This window comes from Wolbachia endosymbiont of Tetranychus urticae, from assembly GCF_046529255.1.
Classification (GTDB): Bacteria; Pseudomonadota; Alphaproteobacteria; order Rickettsiales; family Anaplasmataceae; genus Wolbachia.
Map to the genome: position 1 here is coordinate 723,452 of NZ_CP114181.1, position 20,536 is coordinate 743,987.

Genomic DNA, 20,536 nt, shown 5'->3' on the forward strand with positions numbered 1-20,536 from the left:
ATAATATATTTATGTTTCACACAAGCATAAAAATATCAAGCAACCACTAAGAGAAGAAACCCTCTTTCCCATCATACAAATACAACTTATCCATTCTCACTACATTAAAGTTATTTTCTTCGAGTTTGATTAGTAAATTATTCACGTCACTATTTGTAATAGTTTTCTTTTCACTATTCGCAATAAACCTACAAGTTATTTGGTCACTTAAAGATTTTGAACTTCCTGGCCAAACTGCAAGACCCTTTGAGTATATTGCTATCATTTTCAGATTACTCGATTCAAATAATCTAATTATCTGGTCAAAGCTGCTAGATTTATTCCAAGCAAGCATTATATCACTGCCCACTAGCTTTTTAACTTTGTAATCTTGTTTGTAATTGTCTTGTACTTTATTTATTTTACTATCCGAATCACTGCTAATTATAAGCTCAGGTAATGTTGCAGGTTTCTTTCCTAGATTATCTATGACGGCTTGTGCAAATTCTTTTGTCCCAACTTTCTGCTTGCTCCTTTTCTCCTTATATAAATCAGCGGTATGTACTCCATCTTCCAAAGTCTTGAGCCATGCATCGTAGATTAGTTTTGCAGTACTCACTTGACCAATATAGACCAACATATGTACTGCGGCATTTAAAAGACCAGAAGGATTAGCTATGTTTTTTCCTGCAATATCAGGAGCAGAGCCGTGAACCGCTTCAAACATTGCATATTCATTCCCTATATTGCTACTTCCTGCAAGCCCTACAGAACCTGAGGTTTGTGCCACTATATCTGATAATATGTCGCCATATAGATTTTCAGTTACTATAACATCGAAATTCTCGGGTTCTGTGGCAACACGTGCCATTCCAATATCAACTATATAATGTTCCGCCTTTATATCCGGATATTCTTTTGCAATACGATCAAACGCTGCATGAAAAGCGCCGTCAGTCATTTTCATTATGTTGTCTTTAGTCAGGCAAGTTACTTTCTTTCTATTATGTTTTTTCGCATATTCAAAAGCGTACCTGCATATTTTTTCTGAGCCAGATCTAGTAATAATTTTAGTGCATTGGTACGAGTCACCAGTGAGCCTATGCTCTATTCCGGTGTAAATATCTTCTTCATTTTCGCGTATTACTACGATATCAAACTTACCGAATTTATTTTCTATAACAGGATGATATGAAATGCATGATCTGATATTTGCATATAACCCTAGGTTCTTTCTGAGCGCCACATTTAGGCTTTTGTGCCCTTTGCCTTGAGGAGTTGTCGTCGGAGATTTTAGTAATATCTTTGTCCTTTCAATAGATTCCCAACCACTTGGAGAAATGCCGTGAGACCATTCTTTACTATAAACACACTCTCCTATTTCAATAATATCTACTGAAATCTTTGCTTTCGCTTCACGCAATATCGACAGCACCGCTTCCATAATTTCTGGTCCGATACCATCACCATACGCAACTGTGACTGATGTTGACATAACTTCCTTAACTGTAAATGATTTAATGTTAATTCAAATAATATAGTGGCACAAGCAGCTAGTACTGTACAAGTTGACATATTTACAGTTATTTAATAACATGTTCTTATGTCAGTTAGTAATGCGGGTGGGGTTGTATGGATACTAAAATAAGCTATGCAAGAGTTACGAGACGCATTTTTGCATTTGCGTTTGATCATATTTTATTAACGGCGATAAAGTATTTTATTGGATTTAACGTTGGATGTACCTTAGGTTCTTTAACACCCAATCCGGTTAAAATAATTTCAGACAACGCAACAATTCTTAATGTAACAGCGCTAATATTGGCATTAGCATTTTATGCATTTACGATAATAGAATTCGGCGGAACTCCGGGACAATTATTGCTTCGTATGCATATAAAAGACAAAAATACACTTGAAAAAATCACTATAACACAAACAATAATCAGAACAGGAACTTTTGGAGTGTTATATTTTATAATTTTTTATACAATATTGAGTATTTCTAGTCTATTTATAATTTTACCAATTATTATCATATTGTTTGCAACATTTGATAAGCATAAACAGTTCCTTAATGACAAAATTGCAAAAACAGTAGTGATAGACTATAAACCTAGTTGATATTTTTCTTTAGTTGTTATCACCAAGGGTGTTATTCCAGCGCGTGACCCACATCTGTACGAACATTGCAATTAGCAGGTAATTTGCATAATAGACGGTGTCATTCCAGTGCTTGACACTGGAATCCAGTTTTCCATATAATCTCATCGAAAACGTTGTAACCACTTTCTATGCTAGTGTGCTTTCATCAACCTGGATCCCAGTGTCAGCTACTTTCATGACAAGAAAAGAAGCACTGGTTTCACATAAATCTGAACAGATATCATGTTTTTCTTTAGTTTACTGCTTACAAAGTGACTCTTTTTGTTTCTGCATGAGCTAAATTAACTACCGATATCATACCTGAAGAACCCACCTGACCATTCTAGAAAATTTAACGCTGAGTACACTTTACTTTTAGCTTCTTCCACAGTATTTCCTTCTCCTACTATATTTAGCACCCTTCCGCCATCGGAAATCCAATTACCACTTTCATCCAACTTAGTACCAGCATGAAAAACTAGCACACCAGGAATGTTTTCAATTTTATCCAATCCTTTAATTACCTCTCCTTTTTGATAATCACCAGGATAGCCTTTACTTGCAACAACTACACAAACTGTAGTTTTGTGATTAAACTCCACCACTTTTGTATTTAACTTGCCTTCTGCAACTGACAACATCAACTTTAACAAATCACAATTTGGATCAAGTCTAGGTAAAATAGATTGTATTTCCGGATCCCCAAACCTAACATTATACTCAAGAAGCTTTGGACTATCTTTGCAAATCATTAAACCAGCAAAGAGTACGCCTTTATAGGATGTTCCCATATTAGTCAGTGCTTGAATTGTAGGATATATTATTTTTTGGATAATTTTTTGCTCCATCTCCTTACTTATAATCGAAGGTGATGAGTATGACCCCATGCCTCCAGTATTTTGTCCCTCGTTATTTTCACCAACTCTCTTGTAATCTTTTGCACACCCAAGGGTTACTACCTTCAACCCATCAATAAGAGCAAAAAAACTTACTTCCTCTCCAATTAAAAACTCTTCTATGATTATTTCTTCACCTGACTCACCAAGATTTTTCTCCACTAGCATTGAATCTATTGCTGAAAAAGCTTCATTTTCTGTGTGGCATATTATGACGCCTTTCCCTGCTGCAATTCCATTTGCTTTAATTACAAGCGGAAATTTTATTTTATTACTACGGACAAAATTTTTAGCTAACCTTTCATCAATAAAACGCTCATACTTTGCAGTTGGTATACCATACTGTTTACATAGTTCCTTCGTAAAAGACTTTGATGCCTCAAGTTTTGCAGCTGCTTGACTTGGAGCAAAAACATTTATTCCCTCTGCAGATAAATCATCAGCAAGTCCATTAATTATCGGTTGCTCTGGACCAATAATTACTAGCTCTATATTTTCTTTCTTGCAAAATTGTATAACATCCACTGAATCTTGAATATTTATATTCACAAGAACTCCAAAATTCTCCATGGCCGGGCGACCAGGAGTAACATATAACTTAGTCAAGGTAGGAGACTTCTTTAAAGCCCAAAGTAAAGCATGCTCACGCCCACCAGAACCTATAACCAAAACCTTCATCTTTATTTCCTCGCTTTTCTATATGTCAAAATTATCGTTTGCTTATAACAGTATCATTACTCATGTATCTTTGCAACACGTTTGGTATTGTAACTGACCCATCGGAATTTTGATAGTTCTCTATTATGGCAACAATTGTTCTTCCTATGGCTAAAGCTGAGCCGTTTAAAGTGTGAACGTATTTTTTTGTTTTTCTGTCAATTTCTAAGAAGTATTTAGTGTTCATTCTTCTTGCCTGGAACGTACCGCAATTTGAGCAGCTTGATATTTCTCTGTACTTATTTTGCTCAGGTAACCATACCTCTATATCATAAGTCTTTTGTGCAGCAAAGCCCATATCACCAATACAAAGCAGCATTATTCTATACGGTAGTTCTAATTTTTTTAATATTTCCTCAGCAGCATTTGTCATGCGTTCAAGCTCATCATTTGACTGGTCTTCAGTTGTGATGCTTACTAATTCCACTTTACCAAATTGGTGTTGCCTTATCATACCTCTTGTATCTCGTCCTGCACTGCCAGCTTCTTTACGAAAACATTCTGAATATGCAGTAAAACGAATAGGCAGTTCTTTTTCTTCTATTATTTTGTCAGCAACTAAATTTGTTAAAACTACTTCACTTGTGGGAATTAATCTTAATTTATCGGTAGTTAAATATGAGTCATCAGAAAATTTTGGTAGCTGACCAACGTTATACATCGCCTCGTTTTTCACCAAGGCTGGGTGATAAACCTCAGTATAGGCAAATTCATTAACATGTGTTTCCAGCATAAAATTTATTAATGCTCGTCCAAGCTTAGCTAACTGTCCTTTTAATATTGTAAACCTTGATCCAGAAATTTTTGCTGCTTGCTCAAAATCCATCAAGCCTAACCTTTCTCCGAGTTCATAATGAAATTTTGGCATAAAACTAAATTGCCTTTTTTCTCCATATTTTCTGATTTCTACGTTGGAGCTCTCATCTTCACCTATTGGTACATTTTGTGCAGAAATATTTGGTAAGTTAGATAAAATATCCACTAACTTATTTTTTTCTGTTTGCTCCTTGAGGCTGATTGTCTCTATCTCACTTATGATGCTTTTTGATAACTTTACTTGTTCTTCACATGGGCTTTTGTTCATTTTAAGCCTCTTTATTTCTTCCGTGACCTCGTTTCGTTGCTTATTTAAAGCTTGCAATTTAGTAGTCAGTGATCTTTTTTTATGGTCTATCTCTAATATTTCTTCTGTAGTAAATTCTTTCACCCCTCTGCTTTTTATTGCTTTTTCAAATCCTTTAGGGTTTTTGCGTATATGTTCTATATCATGCATATGTTGTGCTATTACTAACATCATTACTCTACTTCAAAAGCTTTGAATGCTCAATATTTTTACATATAAATGCTAATATTGATTTTACCTTCATAATTTGCTAGAATTGATAAACGTGAAATATAATATGTTAGCCATCATAGAAAGATACAATAAATCTAAAGAGAGTACTCACTTCACTAAACTTAAGGCTGGCGGAAGATTTGCCATTTATGCGCTTGGTATATACTTAGCAGCTACAGTTACTATTGGCTGTTTGGGGTTAATAATAGGATCTACTTTCTTAACTTTACCACTTGCTATGCTAATTTTTCATCCTGTAGCTTGGATCTTAATGGGAATAGTGCTTACAGTGACATACAAAATGGTCGTTGAACCTTTATTTTACTTGGTAAAAGATTATGTTGATGGAAAAGGAGTTTCAGAGGGAAAAGAAAGCGATGCTAAAACTGATGAGCTATTAAAATCACCAAAGCAAGAGCAAGCTGTAAATAATCAAGGAAATCCAAAAACCCCAGATGGGGATAGTGGTATTGTACCAGGAAGTAAACCTGCCTCAAGTAACAATAGTCGTAGAAATTCTAATGCTTCAGGAGATAGTGGTTTGGGTGGCAAAGAGTTGCATGAAGATTTACAAACTCTTATGCATCAGACAAATAGAGAAAATTACTATTACTGGCTACAAGAACATGATATTTCTCATGTTGCAAGAGCTGTATATAACTATTCAGAAAATTCAAGTGGCAATGTACTTTTTTGTATTCCTAGTGATGTGAGTACTTTAAACTCAAAACTGAAAGAGTATAAAATAGAACAAGGGAACACAAAAAAAATCTTTGCCTCGATTATTAATTTAGGAGGAAATCACTGGGTAACACTGATAGTCACATGTAATGGTAACAGACAATTTAGAGCTTATTATTGTGACTCATTTGGTAATAAATTACCAAATGAGGTTGAAGGAAAGGTAAAAGACGATATAAGTCTTACTAATGAGATTGCTGAGAAGTGTCTAGTACCCTTAAATAATGAGGTGGGAAGTTTAATACGGAAAAGAGAAAATAATCCAGACAATGCTAGCCTTAAAGAGAAAAAAGATGATGTTGAAAAAACATTAGGTCATGCAAGAGAATATAGAAATAAGTTAGTTAGTAAGCCAATTGATACTAGTTATATAGTGGGCATATTGCAGGAAACCTTAGAGATAGGAAATAATAGCATAAAGAGTTCTGCAGTTGATCGGCGAAAAGATGTCTGTAATTGTGGAGTATTTGCTTTAGAAAATGCTCATAGGATTACGGAAATGCTCAACGAGGATAAATCATTTGATGAAATTGACAGAGAGTTATCAAAGTACAATCCTAGGCCAGGACAATTGCACGAGAAGAGAAGAGAGTTCGCAAAAGCACTTATGGAGGATGAAGAGTGGAAAGAATCCATTGCTGAAGGTGGAATTTTACATGATACTATACAGCAGCTCATTTCTGAAGATAGTAAGAAAGAGGAGGCACAATCTACCATAAGTTCGATTATTCAAAATGTTACTACAACGTGTGCAAGACGTTTGGGCTTAAGTAATTAATCTATAAAATCTATGTCCCTACAAATAGGAAGTTTGACGATTGATTCTCCAGTTATTTTAGCGCCAATGTCTGGAGTGACTGACTATCCATTTAGGAGTATTGTAAAGAAACTTGGTGCAAGTTTGCTAGTCTCAGAAATGATTGCAAGCAGAGCTATGATCATGCAAACTCGCCAGAGCATGCAAAAAGCAAAAGTCGATGAACTAACCGCTGTACAACTTGCTGGTTGTGAGCCTGATGTTATGGCGGAAGCTGCAAAGTTAAATGAGGGCATGGGTGCAAAAATCATAGATATAAATTTTGGTTGTCCAGTTAAAAAAGTTGTAAACGGTTACGCAGGGTCAGCACTTATGCGTGATGAAAAAAAGGCTGCTGAGATAATAGGAGCTGTAGTCAAGGCAGTGAGTGTGCCAGTTACAGTAAAAATGCGTACTGGATGGAATGACGAAAATCGTAATGCTCCGCGCTTGGCAAAAATTGCAGAAGATTTGGGAGCAAAGATGATTACTGTACATGGAAGGACAAGGGCACAGCTTTATAATGGTCAAGCAGATTGGAAATTCGTTAGAAATGTTAAAGAGCAGGTAAAAATTCCAGTTATAGTAAATGGAGATATTAAGAGTTTGAATGATGTTCAAAGTGCACTTAAAGAATCTGAGGCAGATGGAGTAATGATAGGTCGTGGTGCTTACGGCAAACCTTGGCTGATTAATCAAGCAATAAACTTTTTGAGTGGAAATAAAGTTTCTGAGCCAACAGCCTCAGAGAGATTAAGCATAATACTCAAGCATTATGACAGTATTCTTGAGTACTATGGAAGCGATACAGGAATAAAGATGGCCCGCAAACATATAGGATGGTACAGTAGCGGGCTTCAAAACTCATCTGAATTTCGTGTAAGAGTAAATAACATAATAGACAGCACAGAGGTGAAAGAAAATATAATTGATTTTTTTAGTTAAAAACAGATTAAACATACTACCTCATTAGATATATTCAATTTGACTGATCATAGTGCGATGCCACCACACTCTCTTCTTCATCAGAATGTAATTGATAACTATTATCACTCAGCAATTTTTCGTCATAAGTCTCAATATCAAAATATTTTTCATATTTATCTATATTTTCACAAAGCGAAAGTGCTTTCACCTTATTCATAATCAGACCCGTACCAGCAGGAATTAACCTTCCTACTATAACATTTTCTTTTAACCCACTCAAAGGATCACTCTTTCCGCAAAATGCTGCTTCCGTAAGTACTTTTGTTGTTTCTTGGAAAGAGGCAGCAGAAATAAAGGAATTAGTTTCAAGGCTTGCTCTAGTAATTCCCTGCAGAATAGGAAGATAATGAGCAGGTCGTTTTCCAGAGTTATTCATAGCATCATTTTCTCTATCAATTTCCAGCCTGTCGATATTTTCTCCAATTAAGTACATAGTATCACCAGGATCGGTAATTTCTACTTTTTGTAGCATTTGCTTTAAGATCACTTCTAAATGCTTGTTATCTATGCGCACACCTTGCAATCTATAAACTTGCTGTATTTCAGAAATCATATAGTGTGCTAACGCTTCTAACCCAAGCACACGTAGAATATCATGAAGATCAGGATCGCCATCCATCAATAAATCACCTTTACGCACAAAATCACCTTCATTGACTATTACATGCTTACTTCTTGATACTAAATACTCAACTTGAGAAGCTTGCTCATCTACAGGTTTAATTACTACACTGCGTTTTCCTCTACGGTCTTTTTCAGAGAACGTCACATAGCCATCTATTTCACTAACGATAGCATGCTCTTTAGGACGACGTGCTTCAAATAATTCTATAACCTTAGGCAAGCCACCAGTAATATCACGAGTTCTAACTGACTCTCTCGGCGTTCTTGTGATAACATCACCTGCATGAACCTTTTGGCCATCCTGTACATTAAGCACTGCACCAACTGGTATAAAGTAACATGCTTCCACACCACTTGAAAGTGTTATTACTTTTTCATTATCATCAAGCAGTGCAATACGAGGACGTAAATTAGCTACACCAGAGTACAATTTCCAATCTTTTACTACTCTATTTGATATCCCTGTAGATTCATCCATCACTTCAGTGATTGAAATTCCATCTTTTAAATCCTGGTAAGATATTGTACCACTCTTTTCCGTAATAATAGGTAGTGTATACGGATCCCATTCCGCAACTTTATCACCAATTTTTACTAACTCACCCTCATTTACATAAAGTTTAGCACCATAAGGCACACTGTGCTTCAATTTTTCACTACCAAGGCTATCAATTAAAACGACTTCACAGGAACGGCTTATCACAATTTTATTTCCGTTTTTATCTATAATTATATTACTATTGTTTAATTTTATTCTAGCATTAATAGAAGCTATAATATTTGAGGATTCAACACCTCTAGTCATTACCCCACCTATATGGAAAGTACGCATCGTTAACTGAGTACCTGGCTCTCCAACAGATTGAGCAGCGATAACACCAACTGCTTCACCTATTGAAACAATTTTACCAGTTGCAAGGTCTCTTCCATAACACAAAGAACACACACCAGGACTTATTTCACAAGTTAAAGGCGATCTAATTTTTATAACATCAAGACCTGCAATGTTGATTTGCTTTACTTTATCTTCATCAATTAGTTCCCCTGCTTTTAATAACAACTCTTTGGTTACTGGGTTATATATATCATTTGCAGCTGTTCTACCCAGTACAACACTCTCTAGAGATGCAACTATAGTACTACCTTCAACTATAGCTCTTACAATAAGGCCATTTTTCGTTTTACAGTCATGTTTTGTAACTATGCAATTTTGAGATACATCAACCAAGCGACGAGTTAAGTATCCAGAGTTTGCAGTTTTAAGTGCAGTATCAGCTAAACCTTTACGCGCACCGTGAGTAGAATTAAAGTATTCAAATACATTTAATCCTTCGCGAAAATTAGAAATTATAGGTGTTTCTATAATTTCACCAGAAGGTTTGGTCATTAACCCTCGCATTCCTGCTAACTGCTTCATCTGGGAAGTAGAACCTCTTGCACCGGAGCTAACCATCATATATATTGAATTGTACTTACTATTTTCATCATACAGAGATATCGCTTTTAACATATCATTCGCTATTATATCTGTGCACTTAGACCACTCATCTATAACTTTATTATACCTCTCACTTTTAGTGATTAGTCCGTCTTGATACTGTGCAGAAAATTTCTTAATTTCACCCCTTGTATAATCAACGTGTGTAGCTTTAGTTTCAGGTATGACCATATCGCAACGACTAAAAGAAGTACCAGAAAATGTAGCATACTCGAAGCCAAGTGTCATCAATTTATCAGAAAATACCACTGTAGCACTTTGACCGCAGCTACGATATACCAAATCAACAATACTAGTTATTTCCTTAACTGTTAATACCTGATTTATTAAATCGAAGCTTAGATTCTCATGTTTAGGAAAAATCTGCCATAATATTAAACGTCCAGGAGTTGTACAAATAGTTTTATACTGAATGTTTCCATCGCTATTGATGTGTTCCATTTTGTACTTTATATGAGAATGAATATGCAGAGTACCGTTGTTTAAGGAATGCTCAACTTCACAAAAAGCACAAAAAAGTGGTAGATCATCCTTCTTAAGTTGCTGTAAAGTTAGGTAGTATATACCAAGCACTATATCTTTACTAGGAACTATAATCGGTCTTCCATTAGAAGGACTTAAAACGTTATTAATTGACATCATCAACACTCTAGCTTCAAGTTGAGCTTCCAATGAAATTGGCACATGTACTGCCATTTGATCACCATCAAAGTCAGCGTTAAATGCTGTACAAACAAGTGGATGAAGCTGTATTGCTTTACCTTCAATAAGGACTGGCTCAAAAGCCTGAATACCAAGCCTGTGTAGCGTAGGCGCTCTATTTAGCAAAACAGGATGCTCTTTTATTACTTCTTCAAGCATATCCCAGACTTCTGGCTTTTCTGCTCTTATTAACTTACTAGCAAATTTAATAGTTGGAGCCATTCCATATATTTTAAGCCTTGAGTAAACAAAAGGCTTGAATAACTCAAGAGCCATTCTTTTCGGTAATCCACACTGATTTAGTTTTAAAGTTGGACCAACAACTATTACAGAACGTCCAGAATAATCTACCCTTTTTCCTAAAAGATTCTGACGAAAACGACCTTGCTTTCCTTTCAGCATATCGCTAATGGACTTTTTATATCCAGTAACGCCAGCTTTATTTACCAGAGCATTACGACGACTATTATCAAAAAGAGAATCAACTGCCTCTTGTAACATTCTTTTCTCATTACGAATCATAATCTCAGGAGGATTCAAACTTAACAATTTTCTCAATCTATTATTTCTATTAATAATAGTTCTATAATGATGATTTAAATCAGAAACTGCAGGTCGACCACTTTCAAGCGATACCAAGGGACGCAAGTCAGGTGGTAAAATAGGTATAGCTGTAAGTATCATCCACTCAGGTCTGTTTCCAGACTTGATAAAATTTTCAACAATACGTAATCTCTTTATAATTTTCTTTCTTCTCATTTCAGAAGCAACAGACTCTAACTCCTGTCTTAAATTCTTCCTAATTTCATGTAAATCAAGGCGTATTAGCAATTCTCTTATAGCTTCAACACCTTGCATAGCTATAAAGCTATCGACCCCATAGCTATCTTTAGCTTCATTATAAGCTTTCTCACTAATAATTTCACCTTTTTCAAAAGAGGAAACAAGAGGATCTATTACAACATAATTATCACTATATAAAATACTTTCGATATCTCTAAGAGACATATCTAATAATGCTCCAATTCTTGAAGGAAGTGACTTCAAAAACCATATATGAGCAACAGGAGATGCAAGCTCTATATGACCCATTCTTTCTCTTCTTACTTTAGAAGATGTAACTTCTACTCCACATTTTTCGCATATACGGCCCCTATGTCTTCTTTTTTTGTACTTTCCACATAAACATTCATCATCATTGACAGGACCAAAAATTTTAGGACAAAATAATCCACCTTTCTCAACTTTGAATGTACGGTAGTTTGCAGTTGAAACATCTGTTATCTCTCCATAAGACATACGTTTAATACTTTCAGGGCTAGCAATGGAAATGCTAACCTCATTAAAAGATTGTGCGATATTAGTGTGAGATATATCTTCAATTACTATGTCATTTTGCTTCAAATCCACATTAAAACACAAGGAACGCAACTCTTTTATCATGACATTAAAGGATTCAGGAATTCCACATTCAAAGTTACTGTCACCTTTTATTACCGATTCATAAATCTTAACCCTGCCATCAATGTCATCAGACTTCACAGTTAACATTTCCTGCAAAGTGTAAGCAGCACCGTAGGCTTGCAATGCCCAACATTCCATTTCACCAAAACGCTGACCACCAAAATGAGACTTTCCTCCAAGAGGTTGTTGAGTAACTAAGCTATAAGGTCCTACTGAACGCGCATGAATTTTACCATCTACTAAGTGATGCAACTTAAGCATGTACATGTAACCAACTGTAACTTTGCGATCAAACTTCTCACCCGAGCAACCATCATATAATACAACTTGCCCAGAGTTATCCAATCCAGCAAGTTCAAATAGCTTTACTATTTGTTCATCTTTTGGACCTTCAAATACAGGTGCAGTAACAGGAATGCCATCACGCAACTTATACGCAAATTCAATGAGGTGATTATCATTAATATCGCGAATGTTATTACAAATAGATAAATTACTGCCACAACTATAAACCTCAATCAGGAAGTGACGTAAACCACTGTGTGCATCTTTACAAGAGTTGAAATAATTCTCTACTAATGTAGTCAATTCATTATTTAATTCATCCTTATTAGGCGTATCTAAAATAGAAGCCGTTATTTCATCATCATTAATATACTCAAATTTTTTATTATCAAGATATAATGCTGCAAATTTTTCAAAATCATCATCACTGAGAGATCTAATTGCCTCACAAAAAGCACGTTTGATTTTATTGATCTCATCAAGAATATTGCCTACTTTTTCTCCTAATTTTTTACAAGCCCAACCTACATGCGTTTCCAATATTTGACCTACATTCATTCGCGAAGGAACGCCAAGAGGGTTAAGAATAATATCAATAGGAGTACCATCTTCTAAATAAGGCATATCTTCTACTGGAACAACTCGAGAAATCACACCTTTATTTCCATGTCTACCAGCCATTTTATCCCCTGGCTGCAAACTATGTTTTACAGCAATAAAAACTTTTACTGACATCGACACACCTTGAGGCAGATCATAGCCTTCATGCAATTTTTCTACTTTTCGCTTAAAGTTTGCTATCGCATGTGATACTTTTTCATCAAAATCTTTTTTTAAGCTCTCAACTTGCTTAGAAATAGATTGGTTTTTCAATCCTATATCCCACCATCCCTCACGTTCAATAAAATTAATACTTTCTCGATCTTGAGAGCCAGAATTAATAAGAATTTTTCTTAATTCATCATAGAAATATTGATTAATAACATTGATTATATGGTCTCGTTCTTTCTCAAAGTCGTTTGCCTCTTTTTGTTTAATAAGAAACGCCCTTTCGTTTTCTTCTTCCCCTCTGCGTGTAAAGACCTGCACATCAATCACTATCCCTTCAATATCTGGAGATGTATATAAAGAGGAATCCACACAATCAAATGACTTTTCACCAAAAATTGTCATTAACAATTTTGTCTCAGGAGGCAATGAAAGAGAATGCTTAGGTGTAACTTTCCCCACCAAAATATAACCTGGACCAACTCTTGTACCAACCTTTACTATACCACTATCATCCAAGTGATAAAGATTTTCTTCATTAACACCGGGTATGGCACGAGTTATTTTTTCCGACCCTAAAGGAGTGTCATGTACAACACATTCAAATTCTTCTATATGAATAGAAGTAAATAGATCTTTTTTAACAACTTCACTAGAAATAATGATTGAGTCTTCAAAATTATAACCTTGCCAAGACATAAAAGCGACTAGCAAGTTTTGGCCAAGTGCCAATTCACCGTTATTAACAGCAGGACCATCAGCTATCACATCACCTTCCTTAACACAATCACCTACATGCACCAGTGGTTTCTGGTTAATACAAGTATTATGGTTAGAACGCTGAAATTTTCTTAGATGATAAATATCTACATCCAAGTAGTTAATTCCTCCTTTGTCAAAAGCACGTATAACTATAGAGTTACTATCTGAGCTGTCAACTATGCCACCACGTTTTGCTAAAACTACAGCACCAGAGCCAGAAGCTACGAAAGATTCCATGCCAGTAGCAACCAAAGGAGCAGTAGGCTTCAATAAAGGTACAGCTTGACGCTGCATATTTGAACCCATTAACGCTCTATTAGCATCATCATTTTCTAAAAATGGAATTAAAGAAGCAGCAACCGATATTACCTGCTTAGGAGATAAATCAATGTAACTTACTTGATTACTATTTACCATTACAAAGGTACCAGCATACCTACAGTATAACATATCATCAACAAAGCAGTTGTTCTCATCAAGCTTTGCGCTGGTATCGGCTATATAATATAAACCTTCATCTATAGCAGACAGATACTCAATTTGATCAGTAACAACCTTATTAACTACTTTCCTATAAGGACTTTCAATGAACCCATATTTATTAATACGAGCGTATATAGCTAAGCTATTAATTAAGCCTATATTCTGCCCCTCAGGAGTTTCAATAGGGCAAATTCTTCCGTAATGAGTTGGATGAACATCACGCACTTCAAATCCCGCCCTCTCTCTTGTTAAACCACCAGGACCTAACGCTGACAACCTTCTTTTATGTGTTATTTCAGATAGTGGATTAGTCTGATCCATAAATTGAGATAATTGGGAAGAGTTGAAAAAATCTCTTAAGACATTGGTTAACACTTTTGGATTTATAAAATCAGATGGAGAGACTTTATCTAAACTAGAAGTAGACATAGAATCAACTACTGCCCGTCCCAATTTTAATAATCCAGTTCTAAATTGATTTTCTATAAACTCTCCAACTGAACGGACTCTTCTATTTGCTAAATGATCAATATCATCTACAGATCCTTGACCATCACGTAACAATACTATTTTTCTTATAATTTCAATAATGTCTTCATGTGTTAAAGTAGTTAAATTTTCCTCATAATTTAACCCAAGGCAAGAGTTAAGTTTTAATCTACCAATGTTAGACAAATCATAATATTCCGAACTGAAGAAAAGATTACGAAAAAACTCCTCTACTATCTTTAAAACAGGAACTTCACCAGGACGCAAAACCTTATATATTTCATATAGAGCGTTCTCATAAGACATGTTTTCATCTAAGAAAAGTGTGTTTAATATGTAAGGTCCAACAGAAACATTATCTATGTTCAACACTGATATTTTATCTATAGATAATAATTCAAGCTTTTTTATATCCTCTAATTTTATAGATTCACCAGCAGATAAGACTTTTGTAGAACTAGCACTATCTATTAAATCTTCTGCAAGAAATAAACCACATATAGAATCATAAGGAATTAGATACTCTTTCAATCCGTTATCATATAGATTTTTAGCTAATTTTGAAGTAATACGAACATTAGCTTTAAGTAACACATTGCCTTCAACATTCTTTAAATCAAAAGGAAGCCTCACTCCCTTGAATTTATCAGGGGAAAAAGGCACTCTCCAGCCACTTTTATGTTTTATATACTCTATTTTTTCATAAAATTTATTAAGTATGTCATTATTTGATAAGCCCAAAGCCTTTAATAAAACTGATATTGGCAACTTTCTCTTTCTATCAATACGAAAATACAAATGATCTTTAACATCAAACTCAATATCAAGCCAAGAACCTCTATAAGGAATAACTCTAGCAGAATAGATCAATTTGCCAGAATTGTAAGTTTTTCCCTTATCACTATCAAAAAACACTCCAGGAGATCTATGCATTTGTGAAACGATAACTTTCTCTACGCCATTGATGATGAAAGTACCTTTATCAGTCATCATAGGCAGTTCACAAAAGCGAACCTCCTGCTCTTCAGCAGATTTTATAACAGTTGCAAGCTTAGAATGATCATCATCTTCTTTAATCTCTTGATATTTTTCAAGAGAAACACCATCCTGCATAATAACAAGACGTATAGAAGCAATAACCTGAGCAGAAAAAGTTATACCACGTTTTATACATTCAGATTCACTATACTTAAGATCATCTACCCTACAATTCAAAAATTCGATAGTAGCCCTATGCAAAGGATCAGATATTGGAAAAATTGTATGAAAGATAGCTTCAAGTCTTTCATTACTCTCATTATTAGGAGTAAAGGAATTATATGACCCCTTTTGGACTTTAACCAAATCCAACAAAGAATCTTTTAAATCAATCGACCTGGAATAAGAAACTCTAGGAACAAAAGCACTAGAAGCACACATATAAGAAGAATCAACCATTAAAATACCTTCACTAATTAAAAGAGCTATATCAACATAAAATTAATATACTAACATTTTATTCAAGCTCAACTTTAGTTGCTCCTGCTTCAATAAGTTTTTGCTTTATTTTTTCTGCTTCGTCTTTAGAAACATTAGCAGTCAAATCTTTGGGTAAAGACTCAACTAATTCTTTCGCTTCTTTTAAATTCAATGTAGAATTAACTTCTCTAATAGCTTTAATCACTCCTATTTTTTTGCTTGCATCAATCTCTTTGATTACAACTTTATATTCAGCTTTTTCTTGAGCAACAGGAGCATTAGCATTATCACTAATAGGTACCCCAGCACCAACAGCTCCACCAAGAAAAGAACCACTAGGCAACCCTATTTTCTCTTCTAGAACTTTTACAAGTTCAGAAGCTTCTAATAGATTTAAAGATAATATTTTATCAACCAAATCACTTGTTACATTATTCATACTGACCACCTTATTTAACAACAAATTTATTTTTTAGAACTATAGTAATCCAAAACTCTCATAAGCCTCATAGAAGATGAATTAATAGACAATGCTAACCGAGCAGGAATATCATAAGATATTAAACGCATAATTTTAACACGCAATTCATCCAGAGAGGGAAGCTTAGCCAATTTGTTAACATCTTCCACTGTTAACAATTCATTTATATGAGCCGCACAAATCACAGACATTTTTTCTTTGTTAGCATTAATAAAATCAACTATTAACTTTGCAGCTTCTACTATAGCACTAGAATATATAATAGCAACGGAACCAGAAAATTTACCTGATAAATAAGAAAATTTACCAGTCCTTTCCAAAGCCAAGCAAGCTAGAGTATTTTTAACTACTAACATCCCACCCATTACAGATTTTAGACTATTCCTAAGAATTAATGAATTGCTAACATTCATAGACTTGAAATTTACCAATATTAAGAAATCATTATTTACAAACACATTCATTATGTTTTGTATAAATTCATCCTTATCTTTACGCTTCACAATTTCGCTCCCTTAAATTATATCTTCTACTTTGTTTATTTTATGAGCTTTACCCATAGTTGAATTTAAAAAAACGCTTTTAAAGTAAACTCCTTTCACAGAAGCAGGTTTATTGTCTCTAATTACTTTAAGAAAGGCTTTTAAATTTTCCAGCAAATCATCAACATCAAATTTAATACTTCCTAATTTACCATGAATAACCCCATTTTTATCCGTCCTGAATTTTATTTGACCAGACTTAATGGTTTTAGTAGCTTCCGCAATGTTAGAAGTCACAGTACCAAATTTAGGGTTAGGCATCAGCCCTTTAGCACCCAATACTTTTGCAATAGGAGTGATTTTTGCCATGAAATCAGGAGTAGTGATGCACCAATCAACATTCAACTTTCTACCTTTTTTTATCTCTTCAATTAAATCTTCTCCTCCTGTAATATCAGCACCAGCTTTTTCAGCTTCTAATAAATGTTTATCTTGAGCAAAAACAGCTACTTTAATATTCTTTCCGATACCTTTAGGCAAAACTACTGTACCACGCACCTGCTCTTCAGATTTACGCGAATCTACACCTAAATTGACTGCGATATCAACTGATTCATTAAATTTTGCTGAAGCAGACTCAACAACCTTCTCCAAACATTGCTTAGAATTATCATTATATGTACTCATTTACCTAACCTTCCACAACTTCTATACCCATAGATTTTGCAGTGCCTATAACCATCTTTACTGCTGAATCTTCATTATCCACTTTCATATCAACCATCTTACACTTTGCCACTTTAATGATAGCAGACATAGATAATTTAGCCACTAATTCTTTACCAGAATTACCAGAAGCTTTACTTAATTTAGCTTCCTGCTTAAGCAAATAAGCCACAGGCGGACCGCTGACAGTAAAATCATGAGAGCGATCATCCTTTATGGAAATTCTCACTGTTACTAAATCACCTACTTTATAACTAGCGTTAGCAGCGCTAGTAGCTTTATTAAAAGCTTCACAAAATTTAGGAACAGGTATACCACGCGGGCCAAGTACTGAAGCAATTTTCGGTCCTGGAACTGCTTTTCCAGCTTCCATAAGCAAGTTAATCTTAGCAACTACATTACTCATAATTAATCCTCTATTTTCTCTACTTGAGCCAAATCAAGCTCTATTATTGTCGGCTTACCTAAGATTGATACTTCAATATTAATAATTTTTTTCTCATCATTTACCATATCTACCTTACCAGTAAAATTTTGAAAAAGACCATCATTAATTTTTACTTTTTCACCTTTCTCATAACCATAACTCAACTTTTTCGTTTCTTGAGCATTGTAAAGCGCACTACACATTGAGCGAATCTCATTATCCTCAATCACCTTTGGAACATTACCATTTTTCAAAAATCCATAAACCTTAAGAGATTTTGGTATATTATTAATAAAATTTAATACCTCATCGCATAAATTCATGTATAAAAAGACATAACCAGGAAAGGACTTCCTTCGTTTAGCATTTTTTTTAGATTTTAAATCCATCTCACTTAATTCTTCACAAGGAATAAAAACCCTATTAAAATAATTATTAATATTCAATCTCATAGAATTTTCTAATATATATTGGCGCACTTTCTCTTCATAATTAGAGGCAACTCTTAAAATGTACCACTTATATCTATTAAATTCCTTACGTTTTAAAATTACCTCATCATCTGAAATCATCTCAAAATGACCAGACTCATCACCACAAAACCCAGTCATTTGATTCAAAATATTTTTGCTTTCATCACACAGATGCATACATATATATACTTCACATAACTCTTTTATATCAGATTTTACATCACATACTGTCTGATAAGGAATAAACACCTCCTTAAAGTAAACAGTATTGGTTACCAACTCGCATATATCCTTCTCATACCCGTAATCGACTTTAATGATATACCATTTATACTTATATTCCATAAATAATTCCAAATAAAGTCTTAATTACGTAAAGAGACATAAAATCTACGAAGCAAAAGAAAATCGAAAAGCATAATATAACAGTTATTACAATAAACAAAGATGACAATACCTGCTGTTTTTTTATCCAAGCAATTCTCCTTATTTCTTGCTTTATATCGCAAAAAAAAACATACAGGTTTTTTAACATTTCTACCATAATATTAATGCAGGAGCGATAGGAATTGAACCTACAACCTCTGGTTTTGGAGACCAGCGCTCTACCAATTGAGCTACACTCCTATAATTCAAAATTTACTCTAAAATTTCCGAAACAACGCCAGAACCAACAGTTCTACCACCTTCTCTTATCGCAAAACGTAATCCTTTATCCATTGCTATTGGTACTTGCAACTCCACTTCTATACTTACATTGTCCCCTGGCATTACCATCTCCTTTCCATCTAGCAATTTTATGCTCCCAGTTACATCCGTTGTCCTTAAATAAAACTGCGGCTGATAATTTCCAAAAAATGGTGTATGCCTTCCTCCTTCTTCTTTCTTCAATATATATACCTCCGCATTAAATTTCTTATGCGGGGTTATTGTCCCTGGTTTTGCCAATACTTGCCCTCTCTCCACTTCTTCTCTCTTTGTTCCTCTTAGTAGTATTCCTACATTGAGTCCTGCACTTCCCTTATCTAGCAACTTCTTAAACATCTCAACACCAGTACATATCGTCTTTTGCGTCGCTTTCAGACCTATTATCTCTATCTCATCCCCTGTCTTTATCTCCCCCTTCTCTATTCTTCCTGTTACTACCGTCCCTCGGCCCGATATTGAAAATACATCTTCTATTGGCAACAAAAACGGCAAATCTATAGGCCTTGGAGGCACTGCCACATACTCATCTAACTTCTCCATCAATTTATCTATCGATTTCTTTCCATACTCACTACTATCATCCTCTAATGCTTTTAACGCAGACCCAACTATCATAGGCACTTCATCACCTGGAAATCCATACTTACTCAGCAACTCTCTCACTTCCATTTCTACCAAATCTATCATATCAGCATCAGCAACATCAGCTTTATTTATATACACCACGATATATCCAACACCCACCTGTTTTGCCAGCAATATATGCTCTCTCGTTTGTGGCATCGGCCCATCAACCCCTGACACTACCAATATCGCTGCATCCATCTGTGCTGCACCTACTATCATATTCTTTACATAATCAGCATGTCCAGGGCAATCAACGTGTGCATAGTGTCTCTTTTCTGTTTGATATTCAACATGCGCTGTTGCTATTGTTATCCCTCTCTTTCTTTCTTCTGGCGCTTTATCTATTTGATCATATGCTACAAAGTTACCATAATGCTTTGTTATCGCCGCTGTTAACGTTGTCTTCCCATGATCCACATGTCCTATCGTTCCCACGTTTACATGCGGCTTTCCAAATGCTTCTACTATCGCTGTCATAATTA

At 34.9% G+C, this 20,536-nt stretch carries 14 protein-coding genes and 1 tRNA gene; 3 read left to right on the top strand and 12 right to left on the bottom strand.

Annotated elements, in window-relative coordinates; all coding sequences use genetic code 11:
- Positions 1-46: 46 nt before the first annotated feature.
- Complete coding sequence (gene icd / locus O1Q06_RS03960) at positions 47-1,474, bottom strand: isocitrate dehydrogenase (RefSeq protein WP_410543062.1); 1,428 nt, start codon at positions 1,472-1,474, stop codon at positions 47-49.
- Positions 1,475-1,611: 137 nt separating this feature from the next.
- On the opposite strand from icd, the gene O1Q06_RS03965 reads away from it, so the two are divergent.
- Complete coding sequence (locus O1Q06_RS03965) at positions 1,612-2,103, top strand: RDD family protein (protein WP_410543063.1); 492 nt, start codon at positions 1,612-1,614, stop codon at positions 2,101-2,103.
- A gap of 323 nt (positions 2,104-2,426) precedes the next feature.
- Here the strand turns inward: O1Q06_RS03965 and purD are convergent, their stop codons facing one another.
- Together purD and serS are read right to left on the bottom strand one after the other, a co-directional pair.
- Positions 2,427-3,698 (bottom strand): phosphoribosylamine--glycine ligase, encoded by a 1,272-nt coding sequence (gene purD / locus O1Q06_RS03970; RefSeq protein ID WP_410543064.1) that lies wholly within the window; start codon positions 3,696-3,698, stop codon positions 2,427-2,429.
- Between the two features lie 31 nt (positions 3,699-3,729).
- Positions 3,730-5,010 carry a serine--tRNA ligase gene (gene serS, locus O1Q06_RS03975; RefSeq protein ID WP_410543155.1) on the bottom strand — a complete coding sequence of 427 codons (1,281 nt, stop codon included), beginning with the start codon at positions 5,008-5,010 and terminating at the stop codon, positions 3,730-3,732.
- A 115-nt stretch (positions 5,011-5,125) separates the two neighbouring features.
- Here serS and O1Q06_RS03980 point away from each other — a divergent pair, with 115 nt between their 5' ends.
- On the top strand, positions 5,126-6,592 hold the full coding sequence (locus O1Q06_RS03980) for a hypothetical protein (RefSeq protein WP_410543065.1): 1,467 nt from the start codon (positions 5,126-5,128) through the stop codon (positions 6,590-6,592).
- A gap of 12 nt (positions 6,593-6,604) precedes the next feature.
- Positions 6,605-7,555, top strand: coding sequence for a tRNA dihydrouridine synthase DusB (gene dusB / locus O1Q06_RS03985; protein WP_410543066.1), 951 nt, complete (start codon positions 6,605-6,607; stop codon positions 7,553-7,555).
- Between the two features lie 34 nt (positions 7,556-7,589).
- On the opposite strand, the gene O1Q06_RS03990 is transcribed toward dusB, so the two are convergent.
- The 9 genes from O1Q06_RS03990 to tuf all read right to left on the bottom strand — a co-directional run bounded on the left by O1Q06_RS03990 (position 7,590) and on the right by tuf (position 20,531).
- Entirely contained in the window at positions 7,590-16,109 is an 8,520-nt protein-coding gene (locus O1Q06_RS03990) for a DNA-directed RNA polymerase subunit beta/beta' (RefSeq protein ID WP_410543067.1), read from the bottom strand.
- 58 nt (positions 16,110-16,167) lie between these two features.
- Positions 16,168-16,569 carry a 50S ribosomal protein L7/L12 gene (gene rplL / locus O1Q06_RS03995; RefSeq protein ID WP_007301986.1) on the bottom strand — a complete coding sequence of 134 codons (402 nt, stop codon included), beginning with the start codon at positions 16,567-16,569 and terminating at the stop codon, positions 16,168-16,170.
- 26 nt (positions 16,570-16,595) lie between these two features.
- On the bottom strand, positions 16,596-17,114 hold the full coding sequence (gene rplJ, locus O1Q06_RS04000; RefSeq protein ID WP_007301987.1) for a 50S ribosomal protein L10: 519 nt from the start codon (positions 17,112-17,114) through the stop codon (positions 16,596-16,598).
- A gap of 12 nt (positions 17,115-17,126) precedes the next feature.
- Positions 17,127-17,780 carry a 50S ribosomal protein L1 gene (gene rplA, locus O1Q06_RS04005; protein WP_410543068.1) on the bottom strand — a complete coding sequence of 218 codons (654 nt, stop codon included), beginning with the start codon at positions 17,778-17,780 and terminating at the stop codon, positions 17,127-17,129.
- A gap of 4 nt (positions 17,781-17,784) precedes the next feature.
- On the bottom strand, positions 17,785-18,225 hold the full coding sequence (locus O1Q06_RS04010) for a 50S ribosomal protein L11 (protein ID WP_007301989.1): 441 nt from the start codon (positions 18,223-18,225) through the stop codon (positions 17,785-17,787).
- Between the two features lie 2 nt (positions 18,226-18,227).
- The gene (gene nusG, locus O1Q06_RS04015) at positions 18,228-19,064 is read right to left on the bottom strand and encodes a transcription termination/antitermination protein NusG (protein WP_410543069.1); all 837 of its coding nucleotides are present in this window, start codon (positions 19,062-19,064) and stop codon (positions 18,228-18,230) included.
- Positions 19,054-19,263 (bottom strand): preprotein translocase subunit SecE, encoded by a 210-nt coding sequence (secE, locus tag O1Q06_RS04020; RefSeq protein WP_012481857.1) that lies wholly within the window; start codon positions 19,261-19,263, stop codon positions 19,054-19,056. The genes nusG and secE overlap by 11 nt, the downstream gene beginning before the upstream one ends.
- Before the next feature lie 10 nt (positions 19,264-19,273).
- Positions 19,274-19,346: transfer RNA gene (locus tag O1Q06_RS04025), tRNA-Trp, on the bottom strand.
- A 12-nt stretch (positions 19,347-19,358) separates the two neighbouring features.
- The gene (gene tuf / locus O1Q06_RS04030; protein ID WP_007301992.1) at positions 19,359-20,531 is read right to left on the bottom strand and encodes an elongation factor Tu; all 1,173 of its coding nucleotides are present in this window, start codon (positions 20,529-20,531) and stop codon (positions 19,359-19,361) included.
- Positions 20,532-20,536: the final 5 nt, after the last annotated feature.

What these genes read in the sequence shown, in the direction of transcription:
- purD (WP_410543064.1), bottom strand. Translation starts at nt 3,698, where the DNA reads ATGAAGGTTTTGGTTATAGGTTCTGGTGGGCGTGAGCATGCTTTACTT.
- O1Q06_RS03965 (WP_410543063.1), top strand. Translation starts at nt 1,612, where the DNA reads ATGGATACTAAAATAAGCTATGCAAGAGTTACGAGACGCATTTTTGCA.
- secE (WP_012481857.1), bottom strand. Translation starts at nt 19,263, where the DNA reads ATGGTAGAAATGTTAAAAAACCTGTATGTTTTTTTTTGCGATATAAAG.
- icd (WP_410543062.1), bottom strand. Translation starts at nt 1,474, where the DNA reads ATGTCAACATCAGTCACAGTTGCGTATGGTGATGGTATCGGACCAGAA.
- serS (WP_410543155.1), bottom strand. Translation starts at nt 5,010, where the DNA reads ATGCATGATATAGAACATATACGCAAAAACCCTAAAGGATTTGAAAAA.
- tuf (WP_007301992.1), bottom strand. Translation starts at nt 20,531, where the DNA reads ATGACAGCGATAGTAGAAGCATTTGGAAAGCCGCATGTAAACGTGGGA.
- O1Q06_RS04010 (WP_007301989.1), bottom strand. Translation starts at nt 18,225, where the DNA reads ATGAGTAATGTAGTTGCTAAGATTAACTTGCTTATGGAAGCTGGAAAA.
- rplA (WP_410543068.1), bottom strand. Translation starts at nt 17,780, where the DNA reads ATGAGTACATATAATGATAATTCTAAGCAATGTTTGGAGAAGGTTGTT.
- rplL (WP_007301986.1), bottom strand. Translation starts at nt 16,569, where the DNA reads ATGAATAATGTAACAAGTGATTTGGTTGATAAAATATTATCTTTAAAT.
- dusB (WP_410543066.1), top strand. Translation starts at nt 6,605, where the DNA reads ATGTCCCTACAAATAGGAAGTTTGACGATTGATTCTCCAGTTATTTTA.
- O1Q06_RS03990 (WP_410543067.1), bottom strand. Translation starts at nt 16,109, where the DNA reads ATGGTTGATTCTTCTTATATGTGTGCTTCTAGTGCTTTTGTTCCTAGA.
- nusG (WP_410543069.1), bottom strand. Translation starts at nt 19,064, where the DNA reads ATGGAATATAAGTATAAATGGTATATCATTAAAGTCGATTACGGGTAT.